This is a genomic window from Cystobacter fuscus (assembly GCF_044360685.1).
Lineage (GTDB): Bacteria > Myxococcota > Myxococcia > Myxococcales > Myxococcaceae > Cystobacter > Cystobacter fuscus_C.
Window position 1 is genome coordinate 7,259,750 of sequence record NZ_CP043491.1, and the last position, 17,193, is coordinate 7,276,942.

The following is a 17,193-nucleotide window of genomic DNA, read 5'->3' on the forward strand; positions in this document are numbered from 1 at the left end:
TGATTCAACTCCCCCACGTAGGAACCCCACCGGCCCCGGGACAAAGCGCTTCCTTTCTCGTCTGCCCTGAATCCAACACATGGGGAGGGATTCATCCTCCCTACCCGATGGGAACCCTCCCCTCCCCGGCAGCCGAGCCCCTGGGCGCGGTCCGCCGTGGGTAGACCCGTATGATGCCCCCCATGACGCGACCCGGCCTCCCCTTGGAGATGGACCTCGAGAACACCGCGCGGACCTCCCGCATGGATTGGCTGTCAGGCGGTGGCGCGATGGGCGAGCTCATCCGGTCCATGGATTGGTCCACCACGCCCCTGGGTCCCGTCGAGTCCTGGCCCCAGAGCTTGCGCACCACCGTCAGCCTCTGCCTGTCCTCCACCTTCCCCATCCTGATCGCCTGGGGACCCGAGCGCGTGCAGATCTACAACGACGCCTACCGCCCCATCTGCGGCGCCAAACACCCCCAATCCATGGGGCAGCGCTTCAACGAGTGCTGGGCCTCGGCGCTCCCCGCCGTCGGCGCCGTGGTCGATCGGGCCCAGGCGGGCACCGGCTCGTACCTCGAGAACCTGCCCATGATCCTCGACCGGTACGGCTACCTCGAGGAGGCGTTCATGACCTTCTCGTTCAGCCCCATCCGCGACGAGACGGGAAACGTCGGCGGCCTCTTCCACCCCATCACCGAGACCACCGACAAGATGCTCAGCGCCCGGAGGACCCAGGCGCTGCAACACCTGGCCGCGCGGCTCGGCGACGTGAAGTCCCTGGCCGAGGTGGGCGAGCGGCTGAGCCAGGCCGCCGGGGAGTCCGTGCTCGATCTGCCCTTCCTGCTCTACTACCAGTTTGACGAGGCGGGCCGGCATGCCCGGCTGCTCGGAGGCACGGGGCTCGCGCCGGACAGCGTGGCCCGGCCGGCCGGGCTCGACCTCGGGGGCCCGGACGCGCCGTGCTGGCCACTGGCCCGTGTCCTGGAGTCGCGGCGGATGGAGCCGGTGGAGGATCTGCGCAGCCGGTTCGGCGCCTGGAGCTGCGAGCCCTATGAGGAGCCGCCCCATCAGGCGCTGCTCATTCCCCTGCAGCCGGTGGGCGCGGCCTCTCCCACCGGGTGCCTGGTGGCGGGTGTCAGCGTGCGGCGTGCCCTGGACGCGAGCTACCGGGCCTTCTACGAGCTGCTGGGCAACACCGTGACGACCGCCCTCACCAACGTCCGGGCGTACGAGGAGGAGCAGAAGCGCGCCGCGGCCCTCGCCGAGATCGATCGCGCCAAGACGGCCTTCTTCTCCAACGTGTCCCACGAGTTCCGCACGCCCCTGACCCTGATGCTGGGGCCCCTGGAGGACTCGCTGGCGGATCTCCTGGAGCCGCTGTCCGCCGGGCAGCGCCAGCGGCAGCAGCTCATCCACCGCAACGGCCTGCGGCTGCTCAAGCTCGTCAACTCCCTGCTGGACTTCTCCCGCATCGAGGCGGGCCGGGTCCAGGCCAGCTACCGGCCCACCGATCTGTCCCAGCTCACCGTGGACCTGGCGAGCGCCTTCGAGTCGGCGATGGCCCAGGCGGGACTCACGTACACCGTCACGGCGCCCGCCCTCCCCGAGCCCGTCTACGTGGACACCGACTTCTGGGAGAAGATCGTCCTCAACCTCATCTCCAACGCCTTCAAGTTCACCCTGAAGGGCGGCGTCGAGGTCCAGCTCACCCCGCTCGGGGGCCGGGTGCGGCTGACGGTGCGGGATACCGGAACCGGCATCCCCGAGGCCGAGATGCCTCGTCTGTTCGAGCGCTTCCACCGCGTGGAGGCCACCCGGGGCCGCACCTACGAGGGCACGGGCATCGGACTGGCGCTGGTGCAGGAGCTGGTGAAGTTGCAGGGCGGCTCGCTCCGCGCGGAGAGCGTGGAGGGACAGGGCAGCGCGTTCCATGTCGAGCTGCCCTTCGGCCAGGCCCACCTGGATCCCACCCGCGTCGATCCGCGCGAGAAAACCCTGGGCTCGCAGTCCTTGAGCTCGGCCTTCGCCGAGGAGGCGCTGCGCTGGTTGCCCGACGCGGTGGAAGGTCCCCCCGCCCCGGCGCCCGCCCCCACGGCCGAGCCCGCCGCCCCGCCCTCCAGGACCGAGGGGTTCCAGCTCCCCTCTCGGCCGAAGATCCTCATCGCCGACGACAACGCGGACATGCGCGGCTACATCAAATCCCTGCTCCAGCGCTCCAGCGAGGTGCGCACGGTGGAGGATGGAGAGGCGGCGTACGCCCTCGTGCTCCAGTGGGCGCCGGACCTCGTGCTCAGTGACGTGATGATGCCGAGGCTCGACGGCTTCGGCCTGCTGCGCAAGCTCCGGGAGGATGCCCGCGCCCGCTCCGTGCCCCTCATCCTGTTGTCGGCGCGCGCGGGAACCGAGGCCCGCATCGAGGGGCTCCAGGCCGGCGCGGACGACTACCTCGTCAAGCCCTTCAACGCCCCCGAGCTGCTCGCCCGCGTCGAGAGCGCCGTGCGGCTGGCGCGCGAGCGCACCGAGCGCGAGCGCGTGGCCCAGGATCGGATCCAGCTCGAGCAGCAGCTCATCGGCATCGTCAGCCACGATCTGCGCAGCCCCATCTCGGCCATCCTCATGTCGACGCAGCTCATGCTGCGCCGCATGGACCTGGACGAGAAGACGGCGAAGATGGCCGCGCGCATCCAGGCCAGCGCCGAGCGCGCCAACCGGATGATCCGCGACCTGCTCGACTTCACCCAGGCGCGGCTGGGCGGGGGCCTGCGCATCGAGCGCGTGCCCGCGGCGCTGCATGACATCGTCTGGCACGCCGTGGAGGAGGTGAAGCTCGCGCATTCGGGGCGTGAGCTGCTGCTCGACATGGACGAGATGCCCAACGGCGAGTGGGACTCGGACCGGCTCTCCCAGGTGGTGATCAACCTGGTGAACAACGCGGTGAAGTACAGCCCCGCGCCCAGCCCCGTGCACATCCAGGTCCGCAAGCGGTCCCACCAGGCCTTGATCGAGGTGCACAACGGCGGCGAGCCCATCGCCCCGGCCCTGCTCCCCCTGCTCTTCGCGCCCTTGCAGCGCGGCGGGCAGGGTGTGGACAAGGCGGGCCGGAGCATCGGCCTGGGGCTCTACATCGTGGAGCAGATCGTCCGCGCGCATGGCGGCACGGTCAGCGCCCAATCGACGATCCAGGGCGGCACGACCTTCTCGGTCCACCTGCCCCTCCAGGTTTGACGCGGTCCGGCCTGACAGGAGCGGCTCCTCCTGACCTAGAGTGCGCCCCCATCATGGCTCACTCCCCTCTCCGTCAGGCAGTGCCCGCCTCGGCGCTGGTGTCCCTGTTGGCGCTCGCGTGCAACAACCCCCCGCCCGTCACCACTCCGGATCCGCCCCAGGTCACCGTGCGCCTGGAGGAGACGAGCACCGTGGCACGCAGCTTCAAGCTCTCCATCTCCACCTCCGGGTGCGATCAGGTGCAGCGGCTGGAGCTGTTCGACGACACCCGGTTCATCAAGCAGGTGACCTACGGCGGCAATCCCACCCCGGTGGAGCTGGCACATACCGAGCTGAGCTACGGGCTGGGCCTCGCGGTGCCGCTGTCGCTCAACGCTCGCGTCACCTGCGCGGATGGACGCACCAATGTCTCCCAGGGCCAGGTGGCCACGTTCTTCCCCGTGGAGGAGGTGGTGGAGCCGCCCAACGCCAACAGCCAGGTGGTGCCGGACTACTTCGTCGCCGATGGCAGCGGCAACTCCGTGTCGTTCATCGGCTGCGCGATGGATGGCGCCCGCCCGTACCTCTACCGGGTGGACAAGAACAACCCGAACACGCCCCAGCGCGTGGAGATCAACTTCCCCTGTGACGCGACCACGCTCATCACCGACCGCAAGCCGGCCGGCACGGGCACTCGCTGGGTCTGGACTCCGGGCCGGGGCCTGCTCTCCCTCGACGCGAACTTCAAGGTCACCTACTCGGTCAACGCCGAGGTGGAGAACCTCGTGGTGGCCGCCGACGGCAACGCCTTCATCTACAACATCACGGGCCTCTATCTGGTCACACCCAAGGGGGATGTGAAATGGAGTCGGGAGTACACCGGAGCGGCCAACCCTCTTCCCGGCCGGCCCGCCGGAGATCCCGTCCACATCACCAGTGGGCCGCAGGCGGGCAAGGTTTTCGTGCCCCTGCGCGTGGAGCACACCGAGACCGTCAACCTCCGCGTGCTGGTCCTGAAATACGCCAGCACCACCGCCAACGGAGAACAGCTCGGCCTGTACGAGATCGATGAACTCAGTCCCATCCAGGCGGCCTGGACCGCGTTCAACGACACCGGCACGGTGATGTACCTGGGCACGCAGCAACAGGGGTCGGCGACCGTCCGTGCCTGTGCCTTCGGGGCGAACCTCCCCGCCTGCGTCGCCTCCAACCCCCAGTCCCGGCTGTGGATCAGCGATCCGATTCCGGGCTCCCTCGCCGCGCTGATTCCGTACGCCAACAACAACCGCCTGGCGGTCATCACCTCCAACCGCTTCTGGTTCATGGACGTGACGCGCAAGTCGCTCACCGAGGGCCGGGTCATCAACAAGGATCAGCAGCCCCTCACGCCCACCGGCGCGCTGGTGGGACGCTTCGCCCAGCCCGGGAAGGGCGATGCGTTCTTCATGTTCAACAGCTCGCCCGGCACGAACGATGTCCCCAACCCCTACCCGGTGGAGATCCTCGCCACGGACGCGGCCGAGCAGGGCCTGCTCTACCGCTACCAGATCCCCGGCGGCCTGAGCCTCTACGGGACCCTGGACGATGCGGGCACGCTCTGGATGCGCGCGGGCCGCAAGCTGGTGAAGCCCTTCTCGCTCGCCGAGTACCGGCAACTGCGTTGAGCGGCCTTCCCCGGGGGAAGGCTCACCCCGCGAAGGGCAGGCCCTCGGTCTTGCCCTCGAGGTCCGCCCTCGAGGCCCACCCCAACAGCCCGGTGGAGGACTTCACGAGGTAGAACTCCTCGCCCGGGCGCCCCGAGGTGTCCGCGGCGAGCACCTGGATGCGCGAGTCCTGCGCCAGGGTGGCCACCTGCCTCTTGTCACTCCGGCCCTGGACGAGGGGGAAGGACTGCTTCACCTTGCACTCGACGCCCACGGCGTAGAGGGGCTGGGGCACCGCGCGGATCTTCCACGCCGGGCGGTCCAGGACGTACTTCTCCCGCTTGTTCCAGAAGCCCATCCACGAGTCCGAGAGAATGATGCCATTGCCCTTGGCCTCGGTCAGGGCGTGCACCTCGCCCAGGGGCTTGAGCGTCTTGCCATCGAAGCCATAGAGGAAGACGCGGTGGTCGCTGTCCGTCTGGCCCGTGGTGATGGCGATGTCCTTCCACTTGTCGCCGCTGTCCAGGTCCACGACCTCCACTCCGCCCTCGTTGGGATCCTCGGTCTTCGCCCGGACGCTGGCGCTTCCCACCTGGAGGGTGAAGCTCCCCTGATCCACGTCCCACTTCACGGTGATGGACTCCGGCTTGCCATCCCCATCGAGGTCCGCACGCACGGGCTCGGCGGCCAGCGCTGGAAGGGACAGCAACACGGGGAACAGGGCGCTCAGGACTCGAGTCTTCATGGATGCGACCTCGGGCAAAAGGGGTGGACATCCTACCGGCCCGGCGCCTGTTTCCACGGGGGCCCGCGTGATGACTAGACTGAGGGGCATGGAACGCCTCCGCTCCACCCCGTCCACCGTCACCTCCGAGGACGTTCCGTCCCTCCCCTCCTCCCTGGAGGTGCCGGACGTCAAACCCCGGGCCGTTCCGCTGCTCGAGCGGCTGGGCGCGCTGCGCTCGGAGGACGTCACACCGAACCAGGTGGAGTTCTTCGTGAACGGGCTCGCGCTCCCCCTGGCGCCAGATGAGTCCGCGCGGAGCCGGGCGGACCTCCTGTTGGAGGTGCTGGAGGACGAGCGGCTGTGCACCCTGAGCACCACGGAGGGACAGCGGGTGGGCGGCGCGGCATTGGAAGCCTTGCAGGGGCTGGGCTTTCCCTACGCGCTCGAGGTGACCCCCGCCATGCTCGCCCGGGTCCGCGAGCATCAAGCCGTCGCCATGCCCATGACCGGTCTCCTGGGAGGAGTGGGCTCGGCCGTGGGCAGCGCCGCGTGGGTCTGGGTGGTGTACCAGCCCGATGTCCCGGAGGAGTACAAGGCCTGGCTCTCCGTGCTGCTGCTCGGACCCGCGGCGGTCTCGGTCCTCGCCAAATGGCTCGACCTCGCGTCGCTCCATCGCATCGCCAACCTCGCGCAGTGGCTGGTGGGCCTGACGTGTCTGCTCGCGTCCGCCAACACGGAGAAGAACTCCATGACCCTCACCCTGGGCTTCGCCGGGGTCCTGGCCCTCCTCTCCGCCTTTTTCCTGCGCCACCGCTCCCCGGCGGAGCTCCCCCCGCCGGAACCCGAGCGCTGAACCCCCGCGCCGCTCGGCTCAGGGCCGGTCCGCGACGAGCAGCGCCTCGACGTTGCCCGCGGGGCCCGGCACGGTCGAGTCCATCACCCCGCGCACCGTGAGGCCCTGCCGCTGGACGAAGGCGACCGTGGAGTCGATGGCCTCCTGACGCGCGGCCACGTCCCGCACCACGCCGCCCTTGCCCACCCGGTCCGGCCCCACCTCGAACTGGGGCTTCACGAGCGCCACCAACAGGCCCTTGGGCTTGAGGAAGGGCAGCACCGCGGGCAGCACCTGCGTGAGCGAGATGAAGCTCACGTCGATGACCACCACGTCCACCGGCTCGGGCAGATCCTCCTCGGTGAGGTAGCGGGCATTGACGCGCTCGCGCGAGCGGATGCGGGGATCCGTGCGCAGCTTCTCGTGGAGCTGCCCATAGCCCACGTCGATGGCATGCACGCGCACGGCGCCCTCTTGCAGGAGGCAGTCGGTGAAGCCACCCGTGCTGGCGCCGATGTCCGCCGCCACCCGGCCGCGCATGTCCAGGCCGAAGCGATCGATGGCCGCCTTGAGCTTCAACCCGCCCCGCGACACGTAGGGCAACACCTCGCCCTTGAGCCGCAGTTCCGCCTCCACGGGCACCAGCGAGCCGGGCTTGTCCACGCGCTGGTCCCCGACGACCACCTGGCCGGCGAGGATGAGGGCCTGGGCCTTGGTGCGCGACTCCGCGAGCCCCCGCTCCACCACCAACACGTCCAGCCGCTCCTTGCGCGGCTTCATGGTGCGTCCTCCTCGAGCAACGCCTGGGCCGCGCGTCGCAACCCCGCGGCATCCAGGCCCAGTTGCGCCCGCTGCACGCGCGCGTCTCCATGGGGCACGAAGACATCCGGCATGCCCAGCCGCGTCACCCGGGCCGTCACGCGCCGGGCGACGAGCAGTTCCAACACCGCGCTCCCCAGACCCCCGTGCGTCGTGCCCTCCTCCGCCACCACCAGCCGCCCACAGGCGGCGGCCTCCAGCACGGCCGCCTCGTCCAGCGGGGTGACGAAGCGCGCGTCCACCACGCTCCAGTCCGGCTCCGCCGCGGCGGCCTCCAGCGCGGACAGGGCGAGCGGCCCCAGGGTGAGCAGGCACACGCGCGGCGCTCGCGCCCGCTTCAACCAGCGCGCGCCCCGCCCCGTCTCCGGTGCCTCGGGCGCGAGTCCGGCCGGCCACTCCGGCAGCGTGCCCCGGGGAAAGCGCATGAGCGAGGGGCCCGGCAGCGCGAGCGCGGTGGCGAGCAACTCCGGCACGTCCTCGCCCGTCACCGGCGCCATGATCGTGAGGCCGGGAATGGGCCGCAGCGAGGCCACGTCGTAGGTGCCCTGGTGCGTGGCGCCATCCGCGCCCACCAGGCCCGCGCGATCCACGGCGAAGAGCACGGGCAGCCCCGGCAGGCACACGTCGTGGATGATCTGATCGTACGCGCGCTGCAGGAACGTCGAGTAGATGGCGCACACGGGCCGCAGTCCCGTGGCGGCCAGGCCCGCGCAGAAGGTGACGGCGTGCGACTCGGCGATGCCCACGTCGAAGACGCGCTCGGGGAAGCGCTGCTGGAGCCGCACCAGGGCGCTGCCCTCCAGCATGGCCGGCGTCACCGTCACCACGCGCGCGTCGCGCGCCATGAGTTCTTCCACGGCGGAGGCGAAGGCCTCGCTGAAGGTGCGCTGGCCCCCGCGCGAGCGCACGAGCTTCCCATCCCGCCACTCGTACGGGCCCATGGCGTGGCCGCGCGTCTGGAGATCCGCCTCGGCGGGGGGAAAGCCCCGGCCCTTCTGCGTGAGCGCGTGCACCACCACCGGACGCGACGAGGTGCGCGCCTCGCGCAGCGCGTGCAGGAGCGTGGGCAGCTCGTGTCCGTCCAGCGGCCCCAGGTAGGTGAAGCCGAGCCCCTCGAAGAAGGCCCGGGCTCCGCTCGTGCGCAGCAGGGCGGGGATGGCGCCCACGTTGGCGGAGATGGACATCTGGTTGTCGTTGAGCACCACCACCAGCGGCAGGTGCGCGCCCCCAGCGTTGTTGAGCCCCTCGAAGGTGAGGCCGCCGGTGAGCGCTCCGTCCCCCACCACCGCCACCGCGTGCCCGGGCAGTCCGCGCAGCCGCCGGCCCTGGAGCATGCCCAGCGCGGCGGAGACGGCGGTGCTCGCGTGGCCCGCGGCCAGGGCATCGTGGGGGCTCTCGCGGGGATCCAGGAAGGGCGAAATGCCCCCGGCCTGGCGCAGGGTGTCCATGCGCTCGCGCCGGCCGGTGAGCAGCTTGTGGGCGTAGGCCTGGTGGCCCACGTCGAAGACGAGCGCGTCCTGGGGCGAGTGGAAGACGCGGTGCAGGGCGACGATGAGCTCCACCGCGCCCAGCGAGGCCCCCAGGTGGCCGCCCACGCGGCCACACAGGGTGATGATGTCCTCCCGCAGCTCCTCGCACAGACGGGGCAGGTCGGACTCGGGCAGGGCCCGGAGGTCCTTGGGTTCGTGGATGCGCGGCAGGAGCCGCTCCGTCACGAGCTGCGCTCCACCGAGTAGCGCGCGAGCGCCGCCAGCGGACCCGCGCGGGGCTCCAGCGGGGCCACGGCGGCGATGGCATCGGCCACCTTGCGCGCCGCGAGCTGCTTGGACTCCTCCAGGCCCAGCACCGCCGGGAAGGTGTGACGTCCGGCGGCGGCGTCCGCGCCCACGGGCTTGCCCAGGGTGGACGCGTCGCTCGTGACGTCCAGCACGTCATCGGCGATCTGGAAGGCGAGTCCCACCGCGTCCCCGTAGGCGTCCGCGCGGGCGAGCGCGTCGGCGCTGCCCCCCGCGGCGATGACGCCCATGCGGCACGCGGCGCGGATGAGGGCGCCCGTCTTCAGGCGGTGCATCCGGGTGAGGTAGTCGATGTGGGCCGGCCGATCCTCGGCGATGTCCAGCACCTGGCCGCCCACCATGCCCGAGGAGCCCGCGGCCACGGCCAGCTCGCGGCAGAGCGTGGCGCGCATCGGCTCGGGGCCGCCGGCCACCAGGGCGAAGGCATCCGTGAGCAGCGAGTCGCCCGCGAGGATGGCCATCGCCTCGCCGTACACCTTGTGGTTGGTGGGCACGCCCCGGCGCAGATCGTCGTCGTCCATGGACGGCAGGTCATCGTGCACGAGCGAATAGGTGTGGATGAACTCGAGCGCACACGCGCAGTCCTCCACCACGCGCGACACGGTGCTCTGCTGGAGGACGGCCTCGGCGAAGCTCAGGCACAACACCGGACGCAGCCGCTTGCCACCGGCCAGCAGCGAGTAGCGGATGGACTCGAGCAGACGGGGGGGCACGTGGGTCCCCAGCTCCTCCATGCGCGAGCGCAGCAGCGCTTCCACCCTCTGCTGCTGGGTGTTCAGGTAGGCATCCAGATCGAAAGACGACATGTCAGGTAACCTCGGGCGTGGGCTGTGGAAGGAGCTGACGCAGACGGCGGATCAGCGCCTCCAGGTCCAGGGGCTTCACGAAATAATCCGCGGCGCCGGCTTCCGCGCCGCGCCGCTTGTCCTCGGGCTCCCCACGTCCACTGATGAAGATGATGGGGATGTCGCGGAACTGTTCGTTCTTCTTGACGGCCTTGCACAACTCGAAGCCGTCGATCCAGGACATGTTCACGTCCATGAGGATGACGTCGGGCCGCTTGAGTTGAAGGGAGGCGATGAGCCGCAGACCGTTGGCGGCGGCGTTGACCTCGAAGTCCTCGGACTCCAGGGCGAGCGAGAGCAACTCGCGCGTGTCGCGGTCATCGTCGACGATGGTGACCTTGGGCTTGGACATGGGATGGCCGGGGTGAGGGGTCGTCGTCCCTGGACAAACTAGAACGGCACATCATCCTCGGGAGGGGGCGTGGCCGCTCGGGAAGCAGCCGGGCTGCTCCGGGCCGGAGCGGGGGTGGCGGGCGCCGGGGACACCACCGGGGGCTTCACGCCCGTCTGCAGCGCCACCACCTCGTCCTGTCCATCCGCGGACAGCAGCTCCTCGATGCGCTTCTCCGCCGCGTTGAGCAGCTGCTCACCCCGGCGCACCAGCTTGATGCCCTCCTCGAAGGACTTGAGCGACTCCTCGAGCGAGAGGGTGCCGCCCTCGAGCCGGGCCACCATCTCCTCGAGCTTCTGCACCACGTCCCCGTACTGTTCGGGTACCGCCTCCGCCCCCTTGCCCCTGCTGTCCTTCGCCACGGCGTGTCCACCTCGAGAGAAAGAGCCGGCGGACTCTATAGAGGAGGCTCTCTCCGGGTTCCAGAGGGACCTGAGGGGGGTTGGTTAGCAATCCACCGGACCCTTCACGGCCGTCACGGTGGCCTCGATTTCCTCGCATCCCTGGAGCGTCTTCGCCCCGCCGCCGGCGAACTTGATGCCGAGCAGCTCGCCGGGCTGGACGTCCGCGATGGAACGCACCACCCCGCCGTCGCGCCGCCGGACGGTGACGGCGTAGCCGCGGGACATGACCTTGAGGGGGCTCAGGGCATCCAACCGGCCCTCCAACCCCTGGAAGTGACGCTGGGCGTGGGCGAGCGCGTCCTTCTCCAGGGCCACCAGGCGGGCCTTGTGATCGGCCAGCCGGGCGCGCAGCTCGGCCACCCGCGCCGCCGGGGACACCCGCTCCAGCCGCAAGCGGGCCTGCGCCGCCCGGGCCCGGCGCGCCGCCACGTCCGCGCGCAGCGCGTCCTTGAGCCGGGCGGACAGCTGCACCAGCCGCGCGCGCTGCTCGGCCAGCCGTGACTGGGGCCGCTGGCGTTGCAGGTGCTCGGTGTGGGCCCGGAGATCCTCCCGGTGCCGCCGGAGCACCAGCCGCATCTGCCGCGTCATCGCCTCCTCGGCGTCCGCCAGCCGCAGCCGCTCGTTGGACAGGCGCCGGCGGGGATCCACCAGACCGCCGCGCGCCTGCACCAGGGCGCCGCGCAGCTCCAGCATGCGGCGCTCGGCCGCCTTGCGCAGCCGCACCGACCAGGTGGCCAGGCCGTACTCCAGCTCCTGCAACACCGGCGCGAGCCGCTCCGCCGCCGCGCTGGGGGTGGGCGCACGCCAGTCCGCCACGAAGTCCGCGATGGTGAAGTCGATCTCATGCCCGATGGCGGACACCACCGGCACGGGCGAGGCGAAGATGGCGCGCGCCACTCGCTCCTCGTTGAACGTCCAGAGATCTTCCTTCGAGCCGCCGCCGCGCGTGACAACGATGACGTCCACGTCCGTGCGCGACAGGCGCTCGATGCCGCGCGCCACCTCCTCGGCGGAGCCCTCGCCCTGCACGCGCGCGTCGCACAACAGCACGGACAGGCGCGGGTGGCGCGAGTGCAGCACGCGCAGGAAGTCCTGCAGTGCCGCGCCGGTGCGGCTCGTCACCACGCCGATGCGCCGGGGCAGGAAGGGCAGTGGGCGGGGCGGCCGGACACGGTTGTCGCCAATGAGCCCCTCGGCGGCCAGCCGCGCCTTGAGCTGCTCGAAGGCGAGCGCCAGCGCTCCCTCCCCTTCCGGCTCCAGCTTGAAGGCGATGAGGCTGTAGCGGCCCGAGGGCGCGTAGAGGTCCACGCTGCCCTCGACCACCACCGCGAGCCCGTCGCGCAGGTGGAAGCGCAGCCGCGCCGCCTGCGAGGCCCACATCTTCACGTCGATGGACGCCTCCGCGTCCTTGAGCGTGAAGTACAGGTGGCCACGGGCGTTGGCGCCCCGGAAGCCGGACACCTCGCCGCGCACCAGCACCCGGGGGAAGCGCGACTCGAGCGTCGTCTTGATCTGCTGGGTGAGCTCGCCCACGGTGAGCACCGTGCGCGTGGGAGCCGCCGGGCGCGGGGGCGCTCCGGGCAGCGGGGACAGCGACGTGGACACGTCTGCCAGCGCCGCGGGCGGCACGGGCGCGGGGGGCCGGGCGGGAGGCTCGGGCGGCTTGGGCGCCACGGCCTCCGCCGGCGGCGGAGCCAGGGGAAGCAGAGCCCCGCCGAACAGATCGCCCTGCCCCGCCGGAGGGGCGGGAGGCGCCTCGCCCGTCGCGCGCCGCTTCTTCATCGCTTGAGCTTCTCGACCCAGCCCTTGGCCTTCTGGTGCGTCTCGTCATCCGGCGACGTCATGGACATGACCTCGCGGAACTTGGGCAGCGCCTCCTCGGGATCGGTGTCCTTCATGGCGTAGGCGCTCATGTAGACGTCCTTCGCCTTCTGGCGCATCTCGCTGACGATGTTGGCGGCGCCCGTGTTGCTCGGGTCCGCCTGGAGGGCGCGCTGGGCATAGTCCATCGCGCGGCCCCACTGCCCGGACACCTTCGCCGAGGAGGCCATCTTGTAATAGTTGTTGGCGGCGCGCTTGCCGGCCCCGGCGACGAGCTTGCTGCCGCGGCCGTTGGTGATCCTCCGGTCCAGCTCCAGCAGGCGAGTCAGGCCCCGGTCATCCAGATCCTCCATGCGCTTGTGGAGCATGCCGAAGTCCGCGAGCTGGCTCGTGAGCGTCTTGCACTGCGGGGCCTTGGCCGCGCAGTCGTTGGCCATGGCCATGGCGCCCTGCAGATCGCCATCGCGGTAGCGATCCACCGCGACCTCCCACGGCTTGGGCACCGCCTTGGGGGTGGGCGGAGGGGGCGGCGCGTCACGCTCCGCGATGGCGCGCGCGGCCTGCTCGTTGACGACCTTGGCGTCGCGGTGCTCCGGGAAGGCCACGAGCACGTCGTCGGTGATGGCCTTGGCCTGATCCAACTGCTTCTGCGACAGGAGCGACAGGGCCTCGCCCACGCGCTTGTCGGCCTTGTCCTTCAGCCCCCGGCGCAACGAGCCCACCAGCTCGAACATCTGGGTGTCCTGGGACACCTTGGCCAGGGAGGTGGACGCCGGGCCGAGCTGGTTCTGCTCCAGCGCCGTCCGGGCCGCTTCGAGCGCCAGCTGGTTGGGAATCTCCTTCTCCACGCGCGCCAGGTAGTCGCCCACCTGCGGGTGATCGGGCTCGGCTTCCTTGAGCGCCAGCAGCCGCTCCTTGGCCTCGGACCACTTGCCATCGCGGATGAGGTTCTTGGCCTCCTGGAAGAGACCGGCGATCTGCTCGCGCTGCTGCATGGCGGCCTGGGCGCTCTGGCGCTGCGCCTCGGCCTGGCGCTGCTGCTGCAACTTCATGACGAGCAGCACGCCCGCCAGGAGCACGAAGACGGACGCGGAGATCACCAGCAGGCGCTTCTTGCGCTTCTGCGCCTCGGGATCCGCCGCCGCCGTGCGGCCCCGGCCCGGGCGCACCCGCGACTCGGGACGGGGCGGAGGACGCCGGGGGGCGATCGCCACCTCTCCGTCCCCCTCCTCCTCCTCCGCGGCGGGCGCCGCCGGAGCGGCCGCGGGGCGGGTACGGGCCGGGCGCGCGGGCGGTGCCGAGGGCATCGGCATCATCATCGTGGCATTGGAGGCGTCGTTGAAGGTGAGCTCGGTGTCACCCAGCGTGAGCACGGCGCCGGAGACCAGGGGCGTCTCCTCGCTCAGGGGCTCGCCATTCATCAGGGTACCGTTACCGGACCCCAGATCGTTCACCGTCCAGCCTCCGCCCAGGCGCCGGATGAGCACGTGCCGGCGGGACACCGAGGAGTCCGGGATGCAGATGGGGTTGTCGTTGGCACGGCCGATGACGTACTCGCCATCCTCCAGACCGAACTCCTGACCGGCGCAGGGCCCCGCGGTGCACACCAGCTTCGTGGCCGACGGGGGAAGGGGCTCCGGCTCGGAGGGACGAGGCGCGGCGGCGGCGGTGGGACTCCTGCGCGCCGTGGGACGCGGACGCGCGCCGCCCGAGGGGGCGTCCGACGAGGAACTGGTCGTGGGGCGACGACGGGTGGGAGGGGAACCGTTCGACATGGGAAGTCACCGCTTCATTTCGTACACGAGCACGGGCGTCACGGCCCGTGCTCGATGGCCTTCTCGGCCGCCAGATTGTGACAGCGATGCGCCTCGGGAGGAAAGCTCCGGTTGATGTCGTCGCGCACCGTGGCCGCCCGCTCGGTGGCCTTGAGCGGGCTAGCTGCCGACGTCGCCGAACATGAACTGGAACACGATGGGCCCGAAGAGCACCATGAACACCGTGGGGAAGATGCACGCGATGAGCGGGAAGAGCATCTTCACCGGCGCCTCGCCCGCGAGCTTCTCGGCCCGCTGGGTGCGGTCGATGCGCAGCTGGGTGGACTGGATGCGCAGCACCTTGCCGAGGCTGGTGCCCATCTTGTCCGCCTGGATGAGCGCGGTGACGAAGGTGGTGAGCGACGGCAGGTCCACCCGGGCGATCATCGCCTTGAGGCCCTCCTCGCGCGTCTTGCCCATCTTGAGCTGCTTGAGGACGATCTGCAGCTCCTCGCGCAGCGGGCCCGCCTTGCCCTTCTCCACCACCTTGGCCAGCGCGCCCGTGAAGTCCAGGCCCGCCTCCACCGACAGCGTCAGCAGGTCCAGGTTGTAGGGCAGCGCCCGGGAGATGAGCAGGTGGCGCTTCTTCACCTGATCGTTCACCCAGATGAGCGGGTAGTACATGCCGAACAGCATGAAGACCAGCGCCCAGGCCAGGTTCTCGCCGATGGCGTTCACCAGGATGAGCCCCGCCAGCAGACCCACCGCGGCGGAGATCTCCTGCAGCGCCATGATGTCCTCGGGCTTGAAGGCCTGGGGCTCACCCGCGCGGATGAGATTGCGGCGCATCTTGGACTCGTAGCTCGGCCACATGAAGCGGCGGTTCATCACGCCGAGCTTGCGGATGGCAACCGAGCTGAAGCCCGCGACGCCACCCGCCGACTCGTCGCGCACCTCCGAGACGAACTGCGAGAAGTAGTTCTGGTAGACGCCGAACCCGAAGAAGCCCACGGACGCCGCGAACATCAGCGCCGAGCCGCCCATCAGCGTCGTGGTGAGAACATCGCTCATGGCCGTTCCTTAGATGTCGATGTTGACGATGCGCCGGATGATGAGCACGCCCATGACTTCCATGAGCGCGATGATCGTCACCAGCACATACCCGAACCAGTGGTCCATCATCGGCTCCATCAGGTCCGGACGCATGTAGTTGAGCACCAGGCCGAGCACGCCCGGCATGGCCGCCACCACCCAGCCCTGCAGCTTGCCCTGGGAGGTGAGCGCGTCGATCTTCCCCTCGAGCCGGAAGCGCTCGCGGATGACGCTCGAGATGGTCTCGAACATCTCCGCCATGTTGCCGCCGAGCTGCCGCGCGATGTTGGTGGCCACCACCACCAGCTCCAGGTCGTCGCTGCCCACCCGGCGGCCCATGTTGATGAGGGCCTCCTCCAGGGGCACGCCCAGCTTGATCTCCTTCACGAAGAGACCGAACTCCTGGGCCAGCGGCGGCTGGGCCTCACGCGCCACGTGCTCGATGGCCTGCGGGAACGTGAGGCCCGCCTTGAACGCGTTGGCCATGGCCTGCAGCGCGTCCACCAGCTGCACGTTGAACTTCTTGATGCGCCGCTTGCGGTAGTGCTTCACCAGGATGATCGGCAGGAAGAAGCCGAAGATGGTGCACACCACGCACAGGATGGGGTTGAAGATGATGTACGACAGGATGCCCAGAAGGCACATGCTGGCGATGTTGAGCACCAGCAGCTGACGGGCATCGATGAAGAGGAACATGTCGCTCAAGTCGTTCATCGACTTGACGACGTAGCGCTCCTGGTACTGCTCGTAGGCCTTCGCCAGCACGGTGAAGATCACCAGGCTGAAGAAGAAGACCGATCCGGTGACGAGGAGGAGGACGATTCCGGCCAGCATGGGCGAGGACTTCCTTCAGCGACGGGGGGAGGCCAGCAGCGGGGAGGAAGGAATCAAGCGGCGCTTCAGGGAGTACCCGAGGAGCCCACGGCGCTCTTCTCCGAGGCGCTGCCCTTGATGATCTGGATGATCTCGCGGCGCTTCTGCTCGAGCACGCGGGTGCGCTCGCCCGACAGGAGCGTGGTGATGGTGGCGCGGCCGCGCTCCTCGATCATGTCCACGTCCTCCTCGTTGCGCAGCGACAGCGTGAGGTTGCCGAGCTCCGAGGCCAGGGTGAGGATCTCCGCCTCCTCGGGGATGACCATCAGCGTGATGTTGTTGTACTCGCGCTGGGACTCGGGGATGAGGTTCACGTTCGTGGTGCCCGTCACCTTGCCCGTGGCCAGGACGATCACGTTCTGCAGCAGCGTCACCGCCACGCTCTCGTCCGTCTGCGGGTCGCGGAAGGTGCCGATCACGTCCACGTGATCATTGGGACGCACCCAGCCCCCCACCGACGTGGTGGTGCGCGAGTCGATGGTGACCGCGCGCACCTTCTTCTGCACCTTGGTGGACAGGCGCTCGGCGGCCTTGGTCGTCTCGAACTGGCTCCACAGCAGCGGGTCGCCCGTCTGCAGCGCCACGAGCACCTTCTGGCCCACCACGTAGTTGGCCGAGTCCGGCTTGACCACCGAGGAGGTGACGAACTGCTCGGGCACCTGCCGCTGGCTGATCATCTCGAAGGTGATGACGGTCCCCTCGGGCAGATCCTGCGTGGCCACCACCACCGGCACCAGATTCCAGCCCCGGCGTACGTCCGCCTCCTTCTTCTTGATGGCGGACCACGCGATGATTCCAGCCAGTAGGCCGAGGCCCAGCGCGATGATCAGAGGAGTCTTACCCTTCAGCATGTCTTGAGGACCTCCAAAAGCGGGGGGTCGCCCGCGGGGGGCGGGAATGCGGCGGTGCGGGAGCTGTTTGCAAAGCGGGGGCCCGAGGCACCAGCGGGCGGCGATGTTATCCAGTAGTCATGGAAGGTGTCAAAGACGCGAGAGTGCGGTTGGCTGC

At 70.0% G+C, this 17,193-nt stretch carries 14 protein-coding genes; 3 read left to right on the plus strand and 11 right to left on the minus strand.

Going from position 1 to position 17,193, the window contains the following annotated elements:
* Nucleotides 1-182 precede the first annotated feature (182 nt).
* Together F0U63_RS29570 and F0U63_RS29575 are read left to right on the plus strand one after the other, a co-directional pair.
* On the plus strand, nt 183-3,209 hold the full coding sequence (locus F0U63_RS29570) for an ATP-binding protein (RefSeq protein ID WP_395834832.1): 3,027 nt from the start codon (nt 183-185) through the stop codon (nt 3,207-3,209).
* A 53-nt stretch (nt 3,210-3,262) separates the two neighbouring features.
* Nucleotides 3,263-4,852, plus strand: coding sequence for a hypothetical protein (locus F0U63_RS29575; RefSeq protein WP_395834834.1), 1,590 nt, complete (start codon nt 3,263-3,265; stop codon nt 4,850-4,852).
* A 22-nt stretch (nt 4,853-4,874) separates the two neighbouring features.
* Here the strand turns inward: F0U63_RS29575 and F0U63_RS29580 are convergent, their stop codons facing one another.
* Nucleotides 4,875-5,576 (minus strand): hypothetical protein, encoded by a 702-nt coding sequence (locus F0U63_RS29580; RefSeq protein ID WP_395834836.1) that lies wholly within the window; start codon nt 5,574-5,576, stop codon nt 4,875-4,877.
* Nucleotides 5,577-5,664: 88 nt separating this feature from the next.
* On the opposite strand from F0U63_RS29580, the gene F0U63_RS29585 reads away from it, so the two are divergent.
* A complete protein-coding gene (locus F0U63_RS29585; protein ID WP_395834838.1) occupies nt 5,665-6,411 on the plus strand; it encodes a hypothetical protein in 747 nt (248 codons plus the stop codon).
* 18 nt (nt 6,412-6,429) lie between these two features.
* On the opposite strand, the gene F0U63_RS29590 is transcribed toward F0U63_RS29585, so the two are convergent.
* The 10 genes from F0U63_RS29590 to cpaB all read right to left on the minus strand — a co-directional run bounded on the left by F0U63_RS29590 (nt 6,430) and on the right by cpaB (nt 17,036).
* The gene (locus F0U63_RS29590; protein ID WP_395834841.1) at nt 6,430-7,170 is read right to left on the minus strand and encodes a TlyA family RNA methyltransferase; all 741 of its coding nucleotides are present in this window, start codon (nt 7,168-7,170) and stop codon (nt 6,430-6,432) included.
* Nucleotides 7,167-8,924 carry a 1-deoxy-D-xylulose-5-phosphate synthase gene (locus F0U63_RS29595; RefSeq protein ID WP_395834843.1) on the minus strand — a complete coding sequence of 586 codons (1,758 nt, stop codon included), beginning with the start codon at nt 8,922-8,924 and terminating at the stop codon, nt 7,167-7,169. Before F0U63_RS29595 ends, F0U63_RS29590 begins: the two co-directional genes overlap by 4 nt.
* The gene (locus F0U63_RS29600) at nt 8,921-9,811 is read right to left on the minus strand and encodes a polyprenyl synthetase family protein (protein WP_395834845.1); all 891 of its coding nucleotides are present in this window, start codon (nt 9,809-9,811) and stop codon (nt 8,921-8,923) included. The genes F0U63_RS29595 and F0U63_RS29600 overlap by 4 nt, the downstream gene beginning before the upstream one ends.
* 1 nt (nt 9,812) lies before the next feature.
* Complete coding sequence (locus F0U63_RS29605; protein WP_095988432.1) at nt 9,813-10,202, minus strand: PleD family two-component system response regulator; 390 nt, start codon at nt 10,200-10,202, stop codon at nt 9,813-9,815.
* Nucleotides 10,203-10,240: 38 nt separating this feature from the next.
* Entirely contained in the window at nt 10,241-10,603 is a 363-nt protein-coding gene (gene xseB / locus F0U63_RS29610; RefSeq protein ID WP_395834848.1) for an exodeoxyribonuclease VII small subunit, read from the minus strand.
* 84 nt (nt 10,604-10,687) lie between these two features.
* A complete protein-coding gene (gene xseA / locus F0U63_RS29615) occupies nt 10,688-12,427 on the minus strand; it encodes an exodeoxyribonuclease VII large subunit (protein WP_395834850.1) in 1,740 nt (579 codons plus the stop codon).
* On the minus strand, nt 12,424-14,241 hold the full coding sequence (locus F0U63_RS29620; protein WP_395834852.1) for an FHA domain-containing protein: 1,818 nt from the start codon (nt 14,239-14,241) through the stop codon (nt 12,424-12,426). Before F0U63_RS29620 ends, xseA begins: the two co-directional genes overlap by 4 nt.
* A gap of 159 nt (nt 14,242-14,400) precedes the next feature.
* Entirely contained in the window at nt 14,401-15,291 is an 891-nt protein-coding gene (locus tag F0U63_RS29625; protein ID WP_395834854.1) for a type II secretion system F family protein, read from the minus strand.
* Between the two features lie 9 nt (nt 15,292-15,300).
* Nucleotides 15,301-16,146, minus strand: a complete 846-nt coding sequence (locus F0U63_RS29630) for a type II secretion system F family protein (protein ID WP_002624351.1) — start codon at nt 16,144-16,146, stop codon at nt 15,301-15,303.
* A gap of 65 nt (nt 16,147-16,211) precedes the next feature.
* Nucleotides 16,212-17,036 carry a Flp pilus assembly protein CpaB gene (cpaB, locus tag F0U63_RS29635; protein ID WP_395834856.1) on the minus strand — a complete coding sequence of 275 codons (825 nt, stop codon included), beginning with the start codon at nt 17,034-17,036 and terminating at the stop codon, nt 16,212-16,214.
* Nucleotides 17,037-17,193: the final 157 nt, after the last annotated feature.